Source organism: Paenibacillus senegalensis JC66, from assembly GCF_000285515.1.
Lineage (GTDB): Bacteria > Bacillota > Bacilli > Paenibacillales > NBRC-103111 > Paenibacillus_L > Paenibacillus_L senegalensis.
On the sequence record NZ_HE610960.1, the window covers coordinates 296,738 to 310,985 of the forward strand.

A 14,248-nucleotide genomic window follows, 5' to 3' on the forward strand; every position below is an offset into this window, starting at 1 on the left:
GGCCTATGGTATTTATCCGTAACGAAGGGAATATCCATGTTCTAGTATACAGGAAGATCAAGCAGGCGAACAGAACCGAAAGGGGCGACCTGCAAGCCCCCGCTTTGAGCAAATGTCACGAGATCGTCAACAACCGTCCAGCTTTAGGGATTGTATGGCATAGCCAAGAAAGGCTACAATAAGGAGAAAGCCTTCTTGCCGGAAAGGGGTTTTACCATGAATAAGGAAGCTGCAGAACGATGGGGTCAGAGAAGACAGATAGGAAGATCCAAGTTTCTCATCAACTATTGCATTCTTGCCATTGGTCTGCCGATCGCGATCCTGTTGACAGCTTTGGAATTGTTGTATGCTCAAGAGATCCGCTGGCCATTGCTGGTTAGCCGGTTTCTCCTATTCCCGGTCCTCGCCATCCTTTTTGGAATGGGTTATTGGGACTCCAGGGAAAGAAAATACATGGACTATTTAAAAACAACCGAGGAATAAAGACAAGGGTAAGCATCGTGTCCATGCACCCACAGCTCGTTTTTCTTACGAAAACATAAAAACAGATATCAAAATAAAAAAGCGTATTCCTAAGCTCCGCTGCCCTGGAACACGCTTTTTATTTTTCCTAGAAAACTGTGGAAGTACAGGAAACTGTGAACTCCGGTACTGCTTGCAGCCCGCCAACAGCTCGCGCCGGCCTGTAACGCCCGCCGTGAGGCTCGATTAACTGTGAATTGCAGTTTGCTGCGGGCAGTGAGCCCGTTTGCAGACTGCTTCGATTTCTAACGCTTGCCATCGTCCCTATTTTGCTTCAGATTCCGGTTTTCTGGGCTTCTTGTCACAAATAAGAGCGCGGATGAGCGTTAGAATGAATTACCCTGCTTTTTCAGCCAAATAAGAGCGAGGACGAGCGTTACAACTGGGAGGGTTTCTGGGTTTCTTCCTGCGTCTCAGTCCCTGCAGACGCGCAACAGAGGGGCTTTCGCAGCGGCGCCCCCCGCTCCATGCCTGACGTCCAACGACTATTTTTTATAGAATATCGTCATTCAAATTGTCGTAATACGACGGATTCACCATGGTATACCCAGATGATATATCAACATTCAGGGAGAAGCGGATGTGCTCCATGCTTAACAGCTGCTCTATGAGCTTCGATCCCCACTGGTCGTTAATCTGCATCGGCGAGTAAGAGCCAGCTTGTTCCTCGTACAGAGTTTGGAGCGTGTAGCCGTTATCCCCATCACTTTTCAGCGTGGCTATGTACAACTGAGAGGTCCCGGCAAGCTCCAGCTCTACTTCTGCTTCGACTCGACCATCCTCTTCGGAAACAGACAGCCAGCGGGCTTTTTTGATTTGGGGCATCATTCTGAAGTCCCTCCTTTGCTAACACCATTACAAAGGAGTCTTCCCGCACCTCCGTCTTTTATTACCTCTGCGAAAAATTCCATACCGTTTGTTTAGTTATATATCCCGTTGATACCTTTTCGTTCCTCTAGTTTTTGATTCCTGTTGATATCGTTTCCTTTGTCTATTTTTGTACCTTTGATTCCATTACATCTGTTTAGTTTCGGGGCCGACGCTTTACAAGCAATAAATACCCTACGCCAACTGCAGCAATAACCAATAGCCCGCCGGCAATTATAATCAAAGCCAGATTCATGGTTGAATCAGCTGATTCTGTAAGCAAATCAACTTCCCTCTCCGGCTCTGCTCCTGTGCCCAGCGCTTGCAGATCTTCACCCGCCAATTGGATGCTCGCGGTCCGGCTGCACAGGCTCACATTCAAGCGGCCTCCTTCGTCAGCCATCGCATAAATCAAGTAGCTCTGCCCTTTATCAAAATCAACCCCACATGCCGGTTCACTGTAGGCGGTATATATCCACATTTGATTTTGATCGATTCCTTTCCAGATTTGATCCACCTCAATCAGCACTTTCTTAATTCGCTCCCCGGCAGCATGCTTTTCCTCCCGTATCTCCAGCACTTTGCCTGAAAAGACAGCGCTCGACCGGCTTGCCTCGCTTAATGGGTCCAGATTTATTGCGCAAGAGCATGCCTGCGCCGGTTGTGCGGAAATGCCAAGCCCCACGACAAGCAGCAAAACCGATACTAGAATGATTAGCAGCCTCTTTGCTGCGGTAAGCTTCATAAATAGCGGTCACCTCCCTGTTGTTATACTTAAACCTACAGACGGAGGAAGCTGACCATTTGTTCCAAGCTGCTTTTAAACAAATCTTTTTCATACAGGTCAAGCATTTAAGAATGGACGTCGCGCATCTGCCACTGCCTGCAGCTTCGCTTCACCGGAAGCCTGCCCTGGGTCGGCATCTTGGCCAACATCAAATCATTAGAGCAGTACTATTCAAATTTGGGCGCAATTTCATCGTCCAATATTATGACTCTTCCGGTAATTACACCGTTTTCGTCCCTGTGAAATATAACCACTCTATAGACATCGTCAGCGCCGCCGCTTGCGGAAAACCGCTTATCCGTAAAGCCGACTTGATCTTTTTCGAACAGGTTGTCTGAATTTATTTTTATACTCCTTTCCCCATCCGTATAAATAATATTTCCGGAATCGTCAAAGGTCACTTCCTTGATAGAACCGGGTATGGTCTCACCGATTTCTTCTCCCTTTCGCAGCTTGGCCCGAAATTCCAATGACCATCTGCCCCATTCCTCGTGCTCGGAACTCGTATCCTGTGATGGATTCTGCAGTTCTTCCAAATATGCCTCTGCCTTGACAGGATCCGCTTTTGTAATGTCTAATGGAAGATCGAACAGCACCGAAGCGCCGGGATAGTCTTTTCTCGCCTGGATTTCTCCTGTAATCTCATCATACCTGAACGCCTCAACGCTATAAAATGTGGTATCACTGCTGATTGCTAAATATATACCCCTATCTGCAAATATTTCCACCTGATCGCACTCAATCAGTCTGTACATGACTCCATTTATAACAGTCTCATTATATCCGCCCCGCATCGAAGCAATGTTATACCTCACTGGATTCAGTCCTTTAACCAGCGGCGAAACGAAGAACGGTTCCTTGCCATAGTCAGGGTCAGCGGTAGCCGGCATCGCCTTGCCATCCTGCCTGGCGATCGATACTACGGCATAGGTCTTATCCGGGTAGATGTCTTCTGTAGAATGCTCAAACTCTCTCAGCCCTGTTCCCGAAACAACACCATGCAGCGTAAATAGATAGTCTCCAGACGCAATAGTTTGATTAATATGAATAGCATCCTTGCTGGCAAACGCATCTGCTAACAGCTGCTCACCCAAATTTTCGGCAACCTGCTTGGCGCTGAATAACTCAGCCGCCGCATAAGTTGATACCGATAGTACTAGCAACATTACAGCAGCTAGTAGTACTGCGGATACTTTTCTGCTATGTTTATTTTTCATCTGGCCGCGCTCCCTTACTTGATGAATTATGATTTGATTCAACCTTTCTTCAGGCTCTGCTGCAGATGTCAAAGATTGTTTAAGCAATCTCTCCAAATCCTCTTCTTTCACAGGGGATCAACCTCCAATACTTTTCTCATTGTCGCACGGGCTTTATGCAGCCTGCTCTTCACCGTTCCCTCTGGAATTTTCAAAGCCAAGGCGATTTCTTCAATACTCATGTCGGCCGTATAATACATGTATAAAGGGAGCTTCAGCTTGTCATTCAGCCGATAAGCAGCTTCCTGAATTATAGTGCGAAGCTCAAGCGAGAGCACGGTATCCTCCGGCGTTGCTCCGGCTGCAAACAAATCAGGCATAGCTGCCGCTTCCTCAAGATTGGCTGTAGGAGCGATTCTAAATCTCCAAGCCAGCTTGCGACGGTGATTTTTATGCAGCCGAATGGCGATAGATATTAGAAAAGCTTTAGGGTTGCCGTTCACATCCATCCTGGCTTTCAGCTCCACGGCCTTAAGAAAAGTATCCTGGTACAAATCGTCCGCATCTTCTTTATTCCTCGCAAGCTTATAGCAAAAGCCGTAAACCGACTTGCCATGAAGCTTTACCGTTTCGATTAATTCATCGATTTCCAATTAACTTCTCCTTCCTGAATGGCCATTCATCTATATATTGTCATAAGCCAAGGATTGGGTTCATTGATTTTTGCTAACCTCAAAAACAGGAACTCAAGAGCAGTAACTCAAAAGCAGGAACTCAAAGAGCAGGAAGCCGGGGTTTTCATTAATAAGCTTAATGAAAAATCTCTAACGAAGCCCTTTCGAAGAGGAAGTAATTGCGGCAGCTTTCCATGCCAATTAGAAAGCGAGTTTTCAAATATCGAAAACTTCTACTTTCTGACTGAAGCAAAAAAAACAGCTGAAGCCTCTCGTATAAAAGAGACTTCAGCCGTTTAACGCAATTGGTTTGAACCCGGCCCGTCAAGAGGCCCGGACTAATTAATTGACAGCAAAATTAGAATGTGATTTCTTTACCGGTTTCACTGGATTCATAAATTCCGCACAAAATTTTCATCATTTCCACGCCGTCCTCTACAGGGCTAAGCGTTTCCTTGCGTCCGTGGATCGCATCGATGAAATGATTAATTTCGTTCTGGAAGCCACTCTTGAAGTTGAAAGTGGTATCGTTAATTTGCGGGGTCATATTCAGAATCGTATTGTACTTCTCTCCAATAATATGCAGCTCAGGCTCGATTTCCGCGCCGCCCTTGGTTCCATACAGACTGACCGCCAAATTATCCTTCTTCGCATGCAGGGTAAAGCTTACTTCTACGGCCATGGATGCACCATTTTCGAATCGAATCAGGGCATTAGCCATGTCTTCAACTGAGTTCTTGTTGGCATCGTAGTCAGCAGCCTTGTAAAAATCAAGGTTCTGAATATTGTTACGATTGCCGAGCTTGTTGTAGGCATTACCGGTAATCGATTTAACCTTCGGTTTACCCATCAGATACCAGGCCAAGTCAATGACATGGACACCGATATCGATCAGCGGGCCGCCACCGGAGCGTTCCTTGTCGGAGAACCAGCCGCCCGGATTGCCCAATCTGCGGATACAGGCCGCTTTGGAATAATAGATTTCACCCAGATCGCCTTGATCGATAAACTCTTTCAATACTTTCGCATTGTTGCCGTAACGTCTGACAAAACCAACCTGCAGTACCTTGCCGCTGCGTTTTACCGCTTCTTGGACCTCTAGCGCTTCTTCCACAGTCATACAAAGCGGCTTTTCACAAAGCACGTGCTTACCCGCATCCAAAGCAGCGATGCTGATCGGAGCATGTCCATTGTTCCATGTGCACACGCTGACTGCATCAATTTCCGGTAGAGCGAGAAGCTCGTTATAATCTGTGAATACGTGGGTTGCCCCGTACTGTTCTGCTTTTTCCCTAGCTCTTTCTTCGTTGAGATCACATACCGCATAGATTTCAACTTCCGGATTGTTGTGATAGGACTCGAAGTGAACGCCGGAAATGGAGCCCGCTCCAATGACACCTACTTTGGTTTTGGCCAACTTGATCCTCTCCCCTGAATGTTTTCGCTTTCAGTAATAATTTATAGGAAATCTCCACTAGATTCAACACATATGATAGATTGTTTCATAATTTTGATCATTTTGCATAAACATTTTGCAATATTCGTTAAAGCTTCGCTGGAAAATACGCAAAACGCATTATAAATTTGTGGAATTCAACTCCTTTTCATAAAAGGACCATCCCTCTCCCACATGCTCCGGGCGGTGGGCATCAGATCCAAACACAACAAGGATATCCTTGGAAATACACTCCTGGATGAACCAGCTCTCTACATAAGGCTTGCCGCATGCAGGTACTCTCAAGCCTGCCGTATTGACGTCCACCCCAACCTTGGCTTTTTGCAAAAGAGGCAGCAAAGAGCGCTGTCTTTTTTCTAACTGCTGACGATCGAGTTCAGGCAGGACTTGCCGGAACTTCTCAATCAGGTTAATGTGGCCGACCCGCTTCCGTCCCGGCAAGGACGAAGCCCATTCAATCGCTGCTTCCAGATGATTGTAATACTCATCCACCACTGCTTCCATGGATCCATAGTGGGCGAGCAGCCCCTCCTTAAAGTCATCCGGGGTATAATCAATCGACCGCATTCCGCCTTTACCCGGCAAATAATGCAAAGATACGACCAGTTCCTCCAGCCTGCCGCCAAACTGATCGAGCAGCTTCAAGCCTTCATCTGTGCGGCCATGCAAATAGTCCAGCTCCATCCCAACCAGCACTTCCAGCTTATCCTCGTATAGCTGTTTATGTTTTTCCACATAAGCGATGTAATCAGGAATGTCCTCCCAGCTCATCGCGAGCTCCTGCATTAATACTTCGTCATTAATCCAGCCTGCAGGTACCGGGGAATGCTCCGTGACCGAATAGCGGGAAAAGCCCAGCTCCACCGCTCTGTCCAAATATAAGGATAATTCGGCGCTGGTACCGTGAGGGCAAAAAGCGGTATGGGTATGCCCATCCCATTTCAGCAGCTGCAACTCCTACACTCTCCTTCTTCAACCGTCGTAAATACTTAATCTATCCGACTGCGGCTTGGTCGCTTCTTCCCAATCGCTCAGAATTGAGAAAGCTTCCTCGTCCGTATCCCCACACATGTCACGATCCGGCTGCAGGTTGCTGCAAACCGCGGGTCTCTCCGCCTTGCCAAACAAAGAGCATCTCCGCTCAGCCGTTAAGTGCGGACAAGGTACGCCAGCAGGCTTGCCCTGCGGCATTCCCGGCAGCGGGGATGAAATCGATATCACTATACAGCATGCTGCGCAGCCTGGTCTGCATTCCATAGAGACAACCTCCAGTCAACCGATTGTACATAGTGCTTATAGCCATTATAACGAATAACCGCACTCCTAGCTCGCAAAATAATCCCACATAAAGCTTTGCACTCCTTCGAAGCGGCGTCGGATACTATGCTTGGGAGCCTGAAGAAAGTTGGCAGGCCTTCCTATATGGACTGCCTGCAGGATACGCAAAAAAAAGAGAGCCAGAGGGGGGCTCGGCTCTCTTTTTGATACTAGGAGGGGAAACTCCTATGGCAGAAAAAACTGCTGTGAGATATATAGATAAACGTTGAGCAGAAATGCCAATGCAGAATGGGGTACCTGCAGCAAAACCGCCCAAACGTCATCCGCAAGTTACAAACATCTTCCAAACGATAATGATAATCGTTATCAATACAAATAATCTAACAGATCATTTTATTGTTGTCAAGCTTTGTCCGGTGGTTTGTGTTGTTCGGTGCCTTCTTCTGTTTACACCTATCTACTTCTGTTTACACATATTCGGTTATGGGTAACAAAGCTTATCCCCTACCAGAAAGGAGTATTCTCGTTATGGGTAAGCGAAGTTATTGGGTAAGTGTCTCCAATTATGAGATTATAACCGCGCCACAGGACAGCTCCGAGCTGGAAATCGAGGCGACTAAAGAAGAAGTTACCCGTCTTCAGCAAATGTTTGACCAAATAGATCATGAAGATAAGCAGGTAACCGTAACCCGCTCCAAGACACCTTATGAACGATTTGACACGCTGCCGCATGATGAGGATCAGGACAAGCGGAATGAACCGCTGGATCAAAGCCTGGTCGACATTTACCGAATGATCTATGATCTCGGCACAGAGCGAACACGAAAGCACATCGAAGATATGGAGCTGCTGGAGAAGGTCGATCCCCGAGACTAAACTCCTCCTTTCTTCTTCGGCCGCTTTTTCCAAAATATAGGCTCCTGTCTACAGCAGCCCTCTCGTTTCCGCATAGACTATAATGGAATAGGAATATCTGTCTATACTTCTGTCTATACCTATCTCACGCAAAGGGGGCAATCGTGGAAATGCCGGACAATCGCTCTACGCCGCCAAAATCAAAGTGGCCCACCCGCAAAGAAATGCTGGAGGCCCGCAAAGGCCTTGTTTATTTTAGAGGTGATCTTGTTAAAAAAAGAAATCAGCTCCGCGGGCAAACGCGCAGCTTAAAAAAACAGGCTAAAGCGCAAGCAGCGCCGGTATGGGCGGACCAGGTCTATGATCTGTACAGCCAGCCCGATTACAGCTTCTGGAAGATGCTTCGTATTCTGCGCAAGCATAAAATTCTCTAGCTGTCCCCAGAGGACCGGTTTGTTTTCGTCAGACTGGTGCTACCGGGGGAACCGGAGGTACGGCGACCGCCGGCACTACAGGAGATATAACAGGCTCCGCAGCCTCTGCACCCGTGCCTCTGAGCTGGCGGATATGCTTGACTCGGCTTATCGCATGAATATGATGATTGGAGCCTAACTGCAAAATGGATGAAGCCGAAACGCCGAGAATGTTCATAACGCCCACTTGCACCGTGTCGTTCTCATGATGAATGGACAACTCCAGCTGTTCCGTAACGTCTGGCATCGGTACATAGCTTCTGAAAATGGGAAAGGCGGATAAGTTCCCCTCATTGCCTAAAAAATTAGCCCCTTCTCTTTGTACAGCAAATACATTAGCTGCCGGGAAGAGGGAACCAGCATCCCCGGCGATCATAATCGAGCTTAATTCCACCGAGTTTACTTTTATCCATCCGACCACCGTCGTTCTTCTCACCGTCTTACTCCGGAGAGAAGGGTACAAACGGACCCACGATTACTGATTCCGGAGGGGTATCGAATACCGACCCGAGCTGAATTGTTTCGGTATCGCCCACGAGAAGCACGGAGGAGCTTGCCACCCCGATCACGCGGATTTCACCTACTTTAATTTCCTTGTTGACCACTTCCATCTTCATCTTCCTCACTGTCCTTTCCGTAATGTCTTTCAAAAAACTGGCCGATCGCCAGGCGGATATCCCGCTTCACCTTTTTGACAATGTCCGTCTTCGTCTGCTCATCCTGGGAAGCACCCTGCCGCAATTGCTTCAGATAAACAGTAATACGGTGATCCACCTGACGCTGTATATCCCGTACTATCTCTGCTTTCACCTGATCATCCAGCTTTTCATTATAGTTTGTTTCCAGCTTGGATAGATCTTTTTCCAGCTCATTGCTTATATAACGGCGCACCTGGTTCTGAATTTGGGGATATAAAAAATCAGGCGCTCCGTCTTGAGCTTCCTCCGGATCCGGCGCTTCGTTCGAGGGGGAGGATGGAACAACCATGTCCTCAATAGCATTCATGCCATTTGGCGTTAACCCGATGTTCAAAGTTCCTTCCAGTGTTTCCACTTTCAATTGGTCAAAATTGTATTCAATTTTCTCGATATGCGTCCCATGGGAGTCCTTGAGAGCAGATAGCTCGGCCTGCTGCCTGAGCAGAAGCTCCTCCAGCTTTTGAATTTGCCCGTTTTGCCAAAGCAGCATCCCGTGGATTTCCTGGAGCCACTGCAAAAATCTGGGGTCCATATACACGTCCGTCCACCTCCTCACTCTCCTACCAGTCTATGCCGGTTGAAGAATGAGCAATGACAGTTACTTTGCTGCTCACCGAAACAATTAAGCTCAGGCAAAGCTTAAGTGGAAGGAGGAAAGGGAACCAGAGATAGCGGAGACTGCCCGGGCAAAGGGGCCGGACCGGTAAAACCTCCTGTGTTGTACAGATTAGATAATGGTTTGATAATTCCCGCCGTACCAATCTGCAGAACCGATGAATTGGAGACGGCTTCGACTTTTAAGGTATGAATATTGATCGTTTGATGAACGGTTAGATTCATACGCCTCCCGCCCTTACCGTATTGCTGTCCAACAGGTCCGGATCATACGTATTCGTAGCGCTGATTCCGTTATTGACGACGGGCAAATCCCCGGTGATAAAGGAACCGGCACCGGCAAACGTTTTGGTCGTGCTTTCTGGAGAGAGAAAGACGGCGTCCCCGAATTGTACAATGCCTGAGGAGCCGACACTTAATATTTTTACATTGCCGACAATACAAGGCATAGACAGACCTCCTTACTGCCTGGTAGATCCGGTTTTAATAGTTCTCTATCCGTATTGTATGTATTGCAGTGCCCAGACGTTCATATGCTGTCGCGAAGTCACCTCGTTTTTGCAGAGCAGTCCAGGCTGCGCCAAAGCAAATTAACCGGACAAAAAATGAGTTCCCGCTTTTAGCAGCAATCTTTCATGTCAAGTAACCAGCTGGGCTAAGCTTCATACACTGTCGTAAGAATGATATTGATAAGTGAAAGGCGTGAGCCCCATGGCTGGTAAAAACCCGTTCTCGTTTGATTGGAGTTCCATGGAAAAATGGTTTGGCGATTCCTCGCCCTTCCTTAAGGAGATGATCAAATCCAGAGCTAACCAGCAGCAAAACGAATCCTGGGTGGAAAGTTATGTTCGCGAGATGCTAAGCGGCAGCTCGGTTAAGCCGCCAAAGCAAACTTCAATTGAGCATGAAATTACGGAAACTCATAACGACATTATTGTAAAAATACGAGTCCCCGGCAAAACGTCCCCACGGGCCATCAAAGTTCAAGTTAGCGGGTATGCCCTTAAAGTGTCGGGCCTGGCAAACAGCAATCCGCTGTTGATCAATCTGCCTAAAAGCGTCCTCGGCGAATCTTCACGCGCGTACTTTCAGAAGGGCATTCTTAAAGTAAAAATGCCTAAAAACTTCGATGGCGATTTTTTCAATGATATCAAGGTTAAAATCCGCTGAGATCCGTCATCCGCGAATGAAAATAACCGCAGAGGGACATTCTACTAAAAAACAAAAAAAGCGGCATCTGACCGCTATTACGGAGGTTTTATTGAATGAAAGTAGAAGCACCCGAATTTGATATTGCCGACTTGTCAGGTCACGCTCACTTTATTGAAGAAATGACAGAGCTGGAAGCCCGGATGAGAAAGGAGCTCGGACAACAGATCAATCTGATCGCCTACACGAACGAAGCGCAATCATCCCCGTCTGCAAAGCAGTAACAGCCAGGCGCCGGCAAGCCGGCTTTTTATTTGCCAAACCAGCGAAACAGCATAAACAATAAAGAGCCTGCGGCACTGATCAATAAACAGGTCACAATTGGAAAATAAAAGCGGACGTTCTCCTTTTCCACTACGATGTCTCCCGGAAGACGGCCCAGGTTCAGAAAACGTCCGCCCAGCTGCCAGATCAATCCGAGCACAATCAAAACAACGCCACCGCCAATTAACAGCTTCGCTATCGGGTTCAAAATTGCCGCCCCCTTCGTATTTGTATTAGCCTTCGTATTTGTATTAGCCCTCGTAATCATTTTAGCCTTCGTGTTCGTCTCAGCTTCGTTCGTTGCATAAACTGTGAGGTCTTTGTTGTATGTTTGCGCCAAGTGCCCTCTATCTCTTCCATTTACTTTCATTAGCATGCATTCACTTACATTTTCACTATTTACTTCTTATTTTTGCTTACTTGTTATTTGTACAACCTTATTATGGCTCTAATGCAAAATTCAATGCCCGAAATTAAAAAGCTGCTCCACAAGCAGTTAGTTCTTTATATTCTTAGAATCGCTGTTAAGGCAAATCTGCAATCTCTATCCGCTGGCCTTGAGCAGCAGACAGATTAGAGGCTTCCATCAACCGCGTTAAATCCACAGCCATTTCAATATTTTCAACCGCTTCCGTACCTTCTAGAATATGCCGGGTCCACTGCGTAAACGCATCCGGGAGCTCATCAGCAAAGCGCTCGAGCTTCTGCCACTGCGGCGCTGCACCATCTTTGCCCTCTCCGGCACGATAACGGATCGTACGGTCAATATCGGAATAGATCAGGCTGCCCTCGGTTCCATGAACTTCAAGCGTGAACGGCGAATACCGGTTAACAAAGCCAGCCTCTACAATCCCGACCGCTCCATTCCTGTAATGCAGCGTGCTGACCGCATTATCTTCCACCTCTTTGCCTGTGACGTAGCCATACACAGAGTGAACGGCATCCGGCATTCCTAAGATAAGCCGCGTCAAGTACATAGGGTGGCAGCCCAGATCAATCATGGCTCCGCCGCCGCATTCCTGCAGGTTAAAGAAATGCTGCGGAAGCCAGCCCTGCGGGGCTTGCTCGGTAGCAATCGCGCCATTGTGCGATAATCGGCTGCGCACCAGCGTCAGCTGGCCTAATTGTCCTGAGCGTACCAATTCCAGGATAGACTGGGTATAGCCAAAATAAAGACGCGGCAAAGAGACGGTTAATTTGACTCCATTACGGCGTACTGCCTCAACAATTTCCGCAACCTCTGTTAAGGTTGGGGCCACGACTTTTTCCGTAAAAATATGCTTCCCTGCCTCAGCTGCCGCAATCATTATATCGCGATGCATCGTGGTAGGCGTGTCCACAACGACGGCATCCACTTGAGCAAGCAAATCCGCATAAGAGTCCACGAATGGAACTCCCCGCTTCTCCGCCTCTCTCCTCCCTCTGTCCGGGATTTCATCCCAAATACAAACGAGCTCCGTGTTCGGATTCTCCTCAACCTGACGAGCGTAATCACTGGCATGTACATGCCAAAAGCTGGCCATTCCCACTTTTATCACGGGCTTCTCCTCCTAATCGGCATATGAGAAAAAATGCTATAAACAACCCATTCTTAAATGGATTTGTTGTCTGGATTATACCACTCCAAATCCTGGGGGAACAAGAATGGTTCCTTCGAGATTTTATAAAAAGCCCGCTTTATTTTATAAATTCTTTATAAATAGCTTATACAATCAAATAGTCCAGCAATACAGCGCCGCTTTGTTTCTTACCCCTGGATTTAATTGCAACAAATCATGATAAACGAAAGGAAAATTGCCATGCAGCCCTTAACTACTAACAATCGCATTCAGCTTCTCGATATCGCCAGAGGCTTGGCCATTCTCGGCATTCTGCTGATCAATATGACCTTCTTCACCACTTCCCTGCAGGCCATCCAGTTCCAATTGGAGCTATGGCCCGGTTTCTGGGACCGGACGGTCAAGTCCCTGCTTACCTTTTTTGTCTCAGGTAAATTCATTGCTGTGTTTTCATTTTTATTTGGTTACGGCATGATTCTAATCAAAGATGGGGTCGCAAGAAGAAACTCTCAAAACCAATCAAAGGGCCGTTTTGCCGCCATTTATTCCCGCCGGCTGTTCGCTTTAGTGCTGTTCGGCTTAATCCACGGCTTGTTGATCTGGTATGGAGATATCCTTCTGCATTACGCCCTGCTTGGGTTTATTCTTTTGCTGTTCCACAAATGCAAACCAAGAACGCTGCTGATTTGGGCCTCCCTACTATTGCTTCTGGTTCCGGGACTGATGATGCTGAGCGGAACCTCCGGCAGCTACGAGCTGAGCCCTGAGATGAAGTCACAAGTCCTTGAATGGGTGGCCATAGAGGAAACGGTCTACAGCAGCGGCACCTGGGGAGAAATCCAGCAGCTGCGGATGCAGAACTGGAATTCTTCCTTGTTGAACCAGATCATCTTCTATCCGCAAATTCTTGGCCTGTTTCTGTTAGGCGCCTACTTTGCCAAGAAAAAGCTGTTCAACGATCTGGCCGGCAATCGCCCAAAGCTGCTGCGAATTGCCGTATGGACCGGCGGATTTGGTTTTCTTACAGCGCTGCTTCCTTTACTGCTCAAGTTTACTGACCTTTCTGATACAGGGCTTGCCAACCAACTGGAAATCATCCAGTATATGATTGGCCAGCCGTTAGTCGGAGTGTTCTACATTGTGCTGCTGGGTCTCTTGCTCCAGCGGAAAACATGGCAGCGGGTACTAAACCCACTGGCTAATGTTGGCCGCATGGCGTTCACCAACTACTTGCTGCAATCGGTAATATGCACCCTTATTTTCTACAGCTACGGGCTGGGCTGGTTCGGCAAGGTTGGCCCTGCCGCTGCATCGCTGCTCGCTATTGCTATCTTTGCGCTGCAGCTGGTGTTAAGCTCGCTGTGGTTCCGGCGCTTTCGGATCGGGCCTATGGAATGGCTGTGGAGGGGGATTACTTATTTATCCTTTCCCCCTTTATCTGCCACACGGTCTGCGGAGAAATCTACCGAAAGCTAGATGCACAAACGAGCTGTCCGAAAAGTCACAGTTCAACCTTATAACAATAAAGGGAGAGGCTGTCCAATAAGTCCCCAAAATGAAAAGTTGGGCGGAAATTTTCCGTCCAACTTTTTTTGTACAGCTGCAATTGCTCCAGCTCCTTAATAGCTTAAAAGCCTCTGTATTTGTACGACATTTCTGTGAATATAAAACGCCCCACATGATGAGCACTCTCCGGTAATCGGCCTTAATCCCATAACTTGCTGCGAAATTTCGTCTGAAACACTGATGGCATCTCCTTATACCCCGGCATTTGTACGATTTGTCATACAAATCT

General features: G+C 47.5%; 21 protein-coding genes. 7 read left to right on the forward strand and 14 right to left on the reverse strand.

The window, feature by feature from the left end:
* Positions 1-216 precede the first annotated feature (216 nt).
* The gene (locus PSHG_RS16940) at positions 217-483 is read left to right on the forward strand and encodes a hypothetical protein (protein WP_148497758.1); all 267 of its coding nucleotides are present in this window, start codon (positions 217-219) and stop codon (positions 481-483) included.
* 531 nt (positions 484-1,014) lie between these two features.
* Here the strand turns inward: PSHG_RS16940 and PSHG_RS16945 are convergent.
* The 4 genes from PSHG_RS16945 to PSHG_RS16960 form a co-directional block, all read right to left on the reverse strand.
* Positions 1,015-1,350 (reverse strand): hypothetical protein, encoded by a 336-nt coding sequence (locus PSHG_RS16945; protein WP_010275069.1) that lies wholly within the window; start codon positions 1,348-1,350, stop codon positions 1,015-1,017.
* Positions 1,351-1,546: 196 nt separating this feature from the next.
* Positions 1,547-2,134, reverse strand: a complete 588-nt coding sequence (locus PSHG_RS27930) for a hypothetical protein (protein ID WP_010275073.1) — start codon at positions 2,132-2,134, stop codon at positions 1,547-1,549.
* A 209-nt stretch (positions 2,135-2,343) separates the two neighbouring features.
* Complete coding sequence (locus PSHG_RS27935) at positions 2,344-3,504, reverse strand: hypothetical protein (RefSeq protein WP_010275076.1); 1,161 nt, start codon at positions 3,502-3,504, stop codon at positions 2,344-2,346.
* A complete protein-coding gene (locus PSHG_RS16960) occupies positions 3,501-4,025 on the reverse strand; it encodes an RNA polymerase sigma factor (protein WP_010275080.1) in 525 nt (174 codons plus the stop codon). Before PSHG_RS16960 ends, PSHG_RS27935 begins: the two co-directional genes overlap by 4 nt.
* 63 nt (positions 4,026-4,088) lie before the next feature.
* On the opposite strand from PSHG_RS16960, the gene PSHG_RS16965 reads away from it, so the two are divergent.
* The gene (locus PSHG_RS16965) at positions 4,089-4,346 is read left to right on the forward strand and encodes a hypothetical protein (protein WP_010275083.1); all 258 of its coding nucleotides are present in this window, start codon (positions 4,089-4,091) and stop codon (positions 4,344-4,346) included.
* A 58-nt stretch (positions 4,347-4,404) separates the two neighbouring features.
* On the opposite strand, the gene PSHG_RS16970 is transcribed toward PSHG_RS16965, so the two are convergent.
* From PSHG_RS16970 to PSHG_RS16980, 3 genes are all read right to left on the reverse strand, one after another.
* Complete coding sequence (locus PSHG_RS16970) at positions 4,405-5,463, reverse strand: Gfo/Idh/MocA family protein (RefSeq protein WP_010275086.1); 1,059 nt, start codon at positions 5,461-5,463, stop codon at positions 4,405-4,407.
* 159 nt (positions 5,464-5,622) lie between these two features.
* Positions 5,623-6,456 (reverse strand): histidinol-phosphatase HisJ, encoded by an 834-nt coding sequence (gene hisJ / locus PSHG_RS16975; protein ID WP_010275089.1) that lies wholly within the window; start codon positions 6,454-6,456, stop codon positions 5,623-5,625.
* 18 nt (positions 6,457-6,474) lie between these two features.
* A complete protein-coding gene (locus PSHG_RS16980; protein WP_010275093.1) occupies positions 6,475-6,759 on the reverse strand; it encodes a YkgJ family cysteine cluster protein in 285 nt (94 codons plus the stop codon).
* Positions 6,760-7,308: 549 nt separating this feature from the next.
* On the opposite strand from PSHG_RS16980, the gene PSHG_RS27940 reads away from it, so the two are divergent.
* Complete coding sequence (locus PSHG_RS27940; protein ID WP_010275097.1) at positions 7,309-7,656, forward strand: hypothetical protein; 348 nt, start codon at positions 7,309-7,311, stop codon at positions 7,654-7,656.
* Positions 7,657-7,805: 149 nt separating this feature from the next.
* Positions 7,806-8,069 (forward strand): hypothetical protein, encoded by a 264-nt coding sequence (locus PSHG_RS16990; protein ID WP_010275100.1) that lies wholly within the window; start codon positions 7,806-7,808, stop codon positions 8,067-8,069.
* Positions 8,070-8,097: 28 nt separating this feature from the next.
* Here PSHG_RS16990 and PSHG_RS16995 read toward each other — a convergent pair whose 3' ends face one another.
* The 5 genes from PSHG_RS16995 to PSHG_RS17015 all read right to left on the reverse strand — a co-directional run bounded on the left by PSHG_RS16995 (position 8,098) and on the right by PSHG_RS17015 (position 9,870).
* Positions 8,098-8,544, reverse strand: a complete 447-nt coding sequence (locus tag PSHG_RS16995) for a spore germination protein GerPE (protein WP_026021432.1) — start codon at positions 8,542-8,544, stop codon at positions 8,098-8,100.
* 4 nt (positions 8,545-8,548) lie between these two features.
* Positions 8,549-8,725: a hypothetical protein gene (locus PSHG_RS17000; protein ID WP_026021433.1), complete on the reverse strand. Its 177-nt coding sequence runs from the start codon at positions 8,723-8,725 to the stop codon at positions 8,549-8,551.
* Positions 8,694-9,338: a spore germination protein GerPC gene (gene gerPC, locus PSHG_RS27945; protein WP_042122287.1), complete on the reverse strand. Its 645-nt coding sequence runs from the start codon at positions 9,336-9,338 to the stop codon at positions 8,694-8,696. The genes PSHG_RS17000 and gerPC overlap by 32 nt, the downstream gene beginning before the upstream one ends.
* Positions 9,339-9,445: 107 nt before the next feature.
* Positions 9,446-9,646: a spore germination protein GerPB gene (locus tag PSHG_RS17010; RefSeq protein ID WP_010275109.1), complete on the reverse strand. Its 201-nt coding sequence runs from the start codon at positions 9,644-9,646 to the stop codon at positions 9,446-9,448.
* Positions 9,643-9,870 carry a spore germination protein gene (locus PSHG_RS17015; RefSeq protein WP_010275112.1) on the reverse strand — a complete coding sequence of 76 codons (228 nt, stop codon included), beginning with the start codon at positions 9,868-9,870 and terminating at the stop codon, positions 9,643-9,645. The genes PSHG_RS17010 and PSHG_RS17015 overlap by 4 nt, the downstream gene beginning before the upstream one ends.
* A 262-nt stretch (positions 9,871-10,132) precedes the next feature.
* Here PSHG_RS17015 and PSHG_RS17020 point away from each other — a divergent pair, with 262 nt between their 5' ends.
* On the forward strand, positions 10,133-10,591 hold the full coding sequence (locus tag PSHG_RS17020) for an Hsp20/alpha crystallin family protein (RefSeq protein WP_148497759.1): 459 nt from the start codon (positions 10,133-10,135) through the stop codon (positions 10,589-10,591).
* Positions 10,592-10,686: 95 nt separating this feature from the next.
* The gene (locus PSHG_RS30640; protein WP_157213464.1) at positions 10,687-10,854 is read left to right on the forward strand and encodes a hypothetical protein; all 168 of its coding nucleotides are present in this window, start codon (positions 10,687-10,689) and stop codon (positions 10,852-10,854) included.
* A 26-nt stretch (positions 10,855-10,880) separates the two neighbouring features.
* Here PSHG_RS30640 and PSHG_RS17030 read toward each other — a convergent pair whose 3' ends face one another.
* Entirely contained in the window at positions 10,881-11,102 is a 222-nt protein-coding gene (locus PSHG_RS17030) for a DUF2905 domain-containing protein (protein ID WP_026021434.1), read from the reverse strand.
* A gap of 316 nt (positions 11,103-11,418) precedes the next feature.
* A complete protein-coding gene (locus tag PSHG_RS17035; RefSeq protein ID WP_010275124.1) occupies positions 11,419-12,432 on the reverse strand; it encodes a Gfo/Idh/MocA family protein in 1,014 nt (337 codons plus the stop codon).
* 261 nt (positions 12,433-12,693) lie between these two features.
* Between PSHG_RS17035 and PSHG_RS17040 the strand changes: the two genes are divergently transcribed.
* Positions 12,694-13,929, forward strand: a complete 1,236-nt coding sequence (locus tag PSHG_RS17040; protein WP_010275126.1) for a DUF418 domain-containing protein — start codon at positions 12,694-12,696, stop codon at positions 13,927-13,929.
* Positions 13,930-14,248: the final 319 nt, after the last annotated feature.

What these genes read in the sequence shown, in the direction of transcription:
- PSHG_RS16940 (WP_148497758.1), top strand. Translation starts at nt 217, where the DNA reads ATGAATAAGGAAGCTGCAGAACGATGGGGTCAGAGAAGACAGATAGGA.
- PSHG_RS16945 (WP_010275069.1), bottom strand. Translation starts at nt 1,350, where the DNA reads ATGATGCCCCAAATCAAAAAAGCCCGCTGGCTGTCTGTTTCCGAAGAG.
- PSHG_RS27930 (WP_010275073.1), bottom strand. Translation starts at nt 2,134, where the DNA reads ATGAAGCTTACCGCAGCAAAGAGGCTGCTAATCATTCTAGTATCGGTT.
- PSHG_RS16980 (WP_010275093.1), bottom strand. Translation starts at nt 6,759, where the DNA reads ATGGAATGCAGACCAGGCTGCGCAGCATGCTGTATAGTGATATCGATT.
- PSHG_RS27940 (WP_010275097.1), top strand. Translation starts at nt 7,309, where the DNA reads ATGGGTAAGCGAAGTTATTGGGTAAGTGTCTCCAATTATGAGATTATA.
- PSHG_RS16990 (WP_010275100.1), top strand. Translation starts at nt 7,806, where the DNA reads ATGCCGGACAATCGCTCTACGCCGCCAAAATCAAAGTGGCCCACCCGC.
- PSHG_RS17000 (WP_026021433.1), bottom strand. Translation starts at nt 8,725, where the DNA reads ATGAAGATGGAAGTGGTCAACAAGGAAATTAAAGTAGGTGAAATCCGC.
- gerPC (WP_042122287.1), bottom strand. Translation starts at nt 9,338, where the DNA reads ATGGACCCCAGATTTTTGCAGTGGCTCCAGGAAATCCACGGGATGCTG.
- PSHG_RS17010 (WP_010275109.1), bottom strand. Translation starts at nt 9,646, where the DNA reads ATGAATCTAACCGTTCATCAAACGATCAATATTCATACCTTAAAAGTC.
- PSHG_RS17015 (WP_010275112.1), bottom strand. Translation starts at nt 9,870, where the DNA reads ATGCCTTGTATTGTCGGCAATGTAAAAATATTAAGTGTCGGCTCCTCA.
- PSHG_RS17020 (WP_148497759.1), top strand. Translation starts at nt 10,133, where the DNA reads ATGGCTGGTAAAAACCCGTTCTCGTTTGATTGGAGTTCCATGGAAAAA.
- PSHG_RS30640 (WP_157213464.1), top strand. Translation starts at nt 10,687, where the DNA reads ATGAAAGTAGAAGCACCCGAATTTGATATTGCCGACTTGTCAGGTCAC.
- PSHG_RS17040 (WP_010275126.1), top strand. Translation starts at nt 12,694, where the DNA reads ATGCAGCCCTTAACTACTAACAATCGCATTCAGCTTCTCGATATCGCC.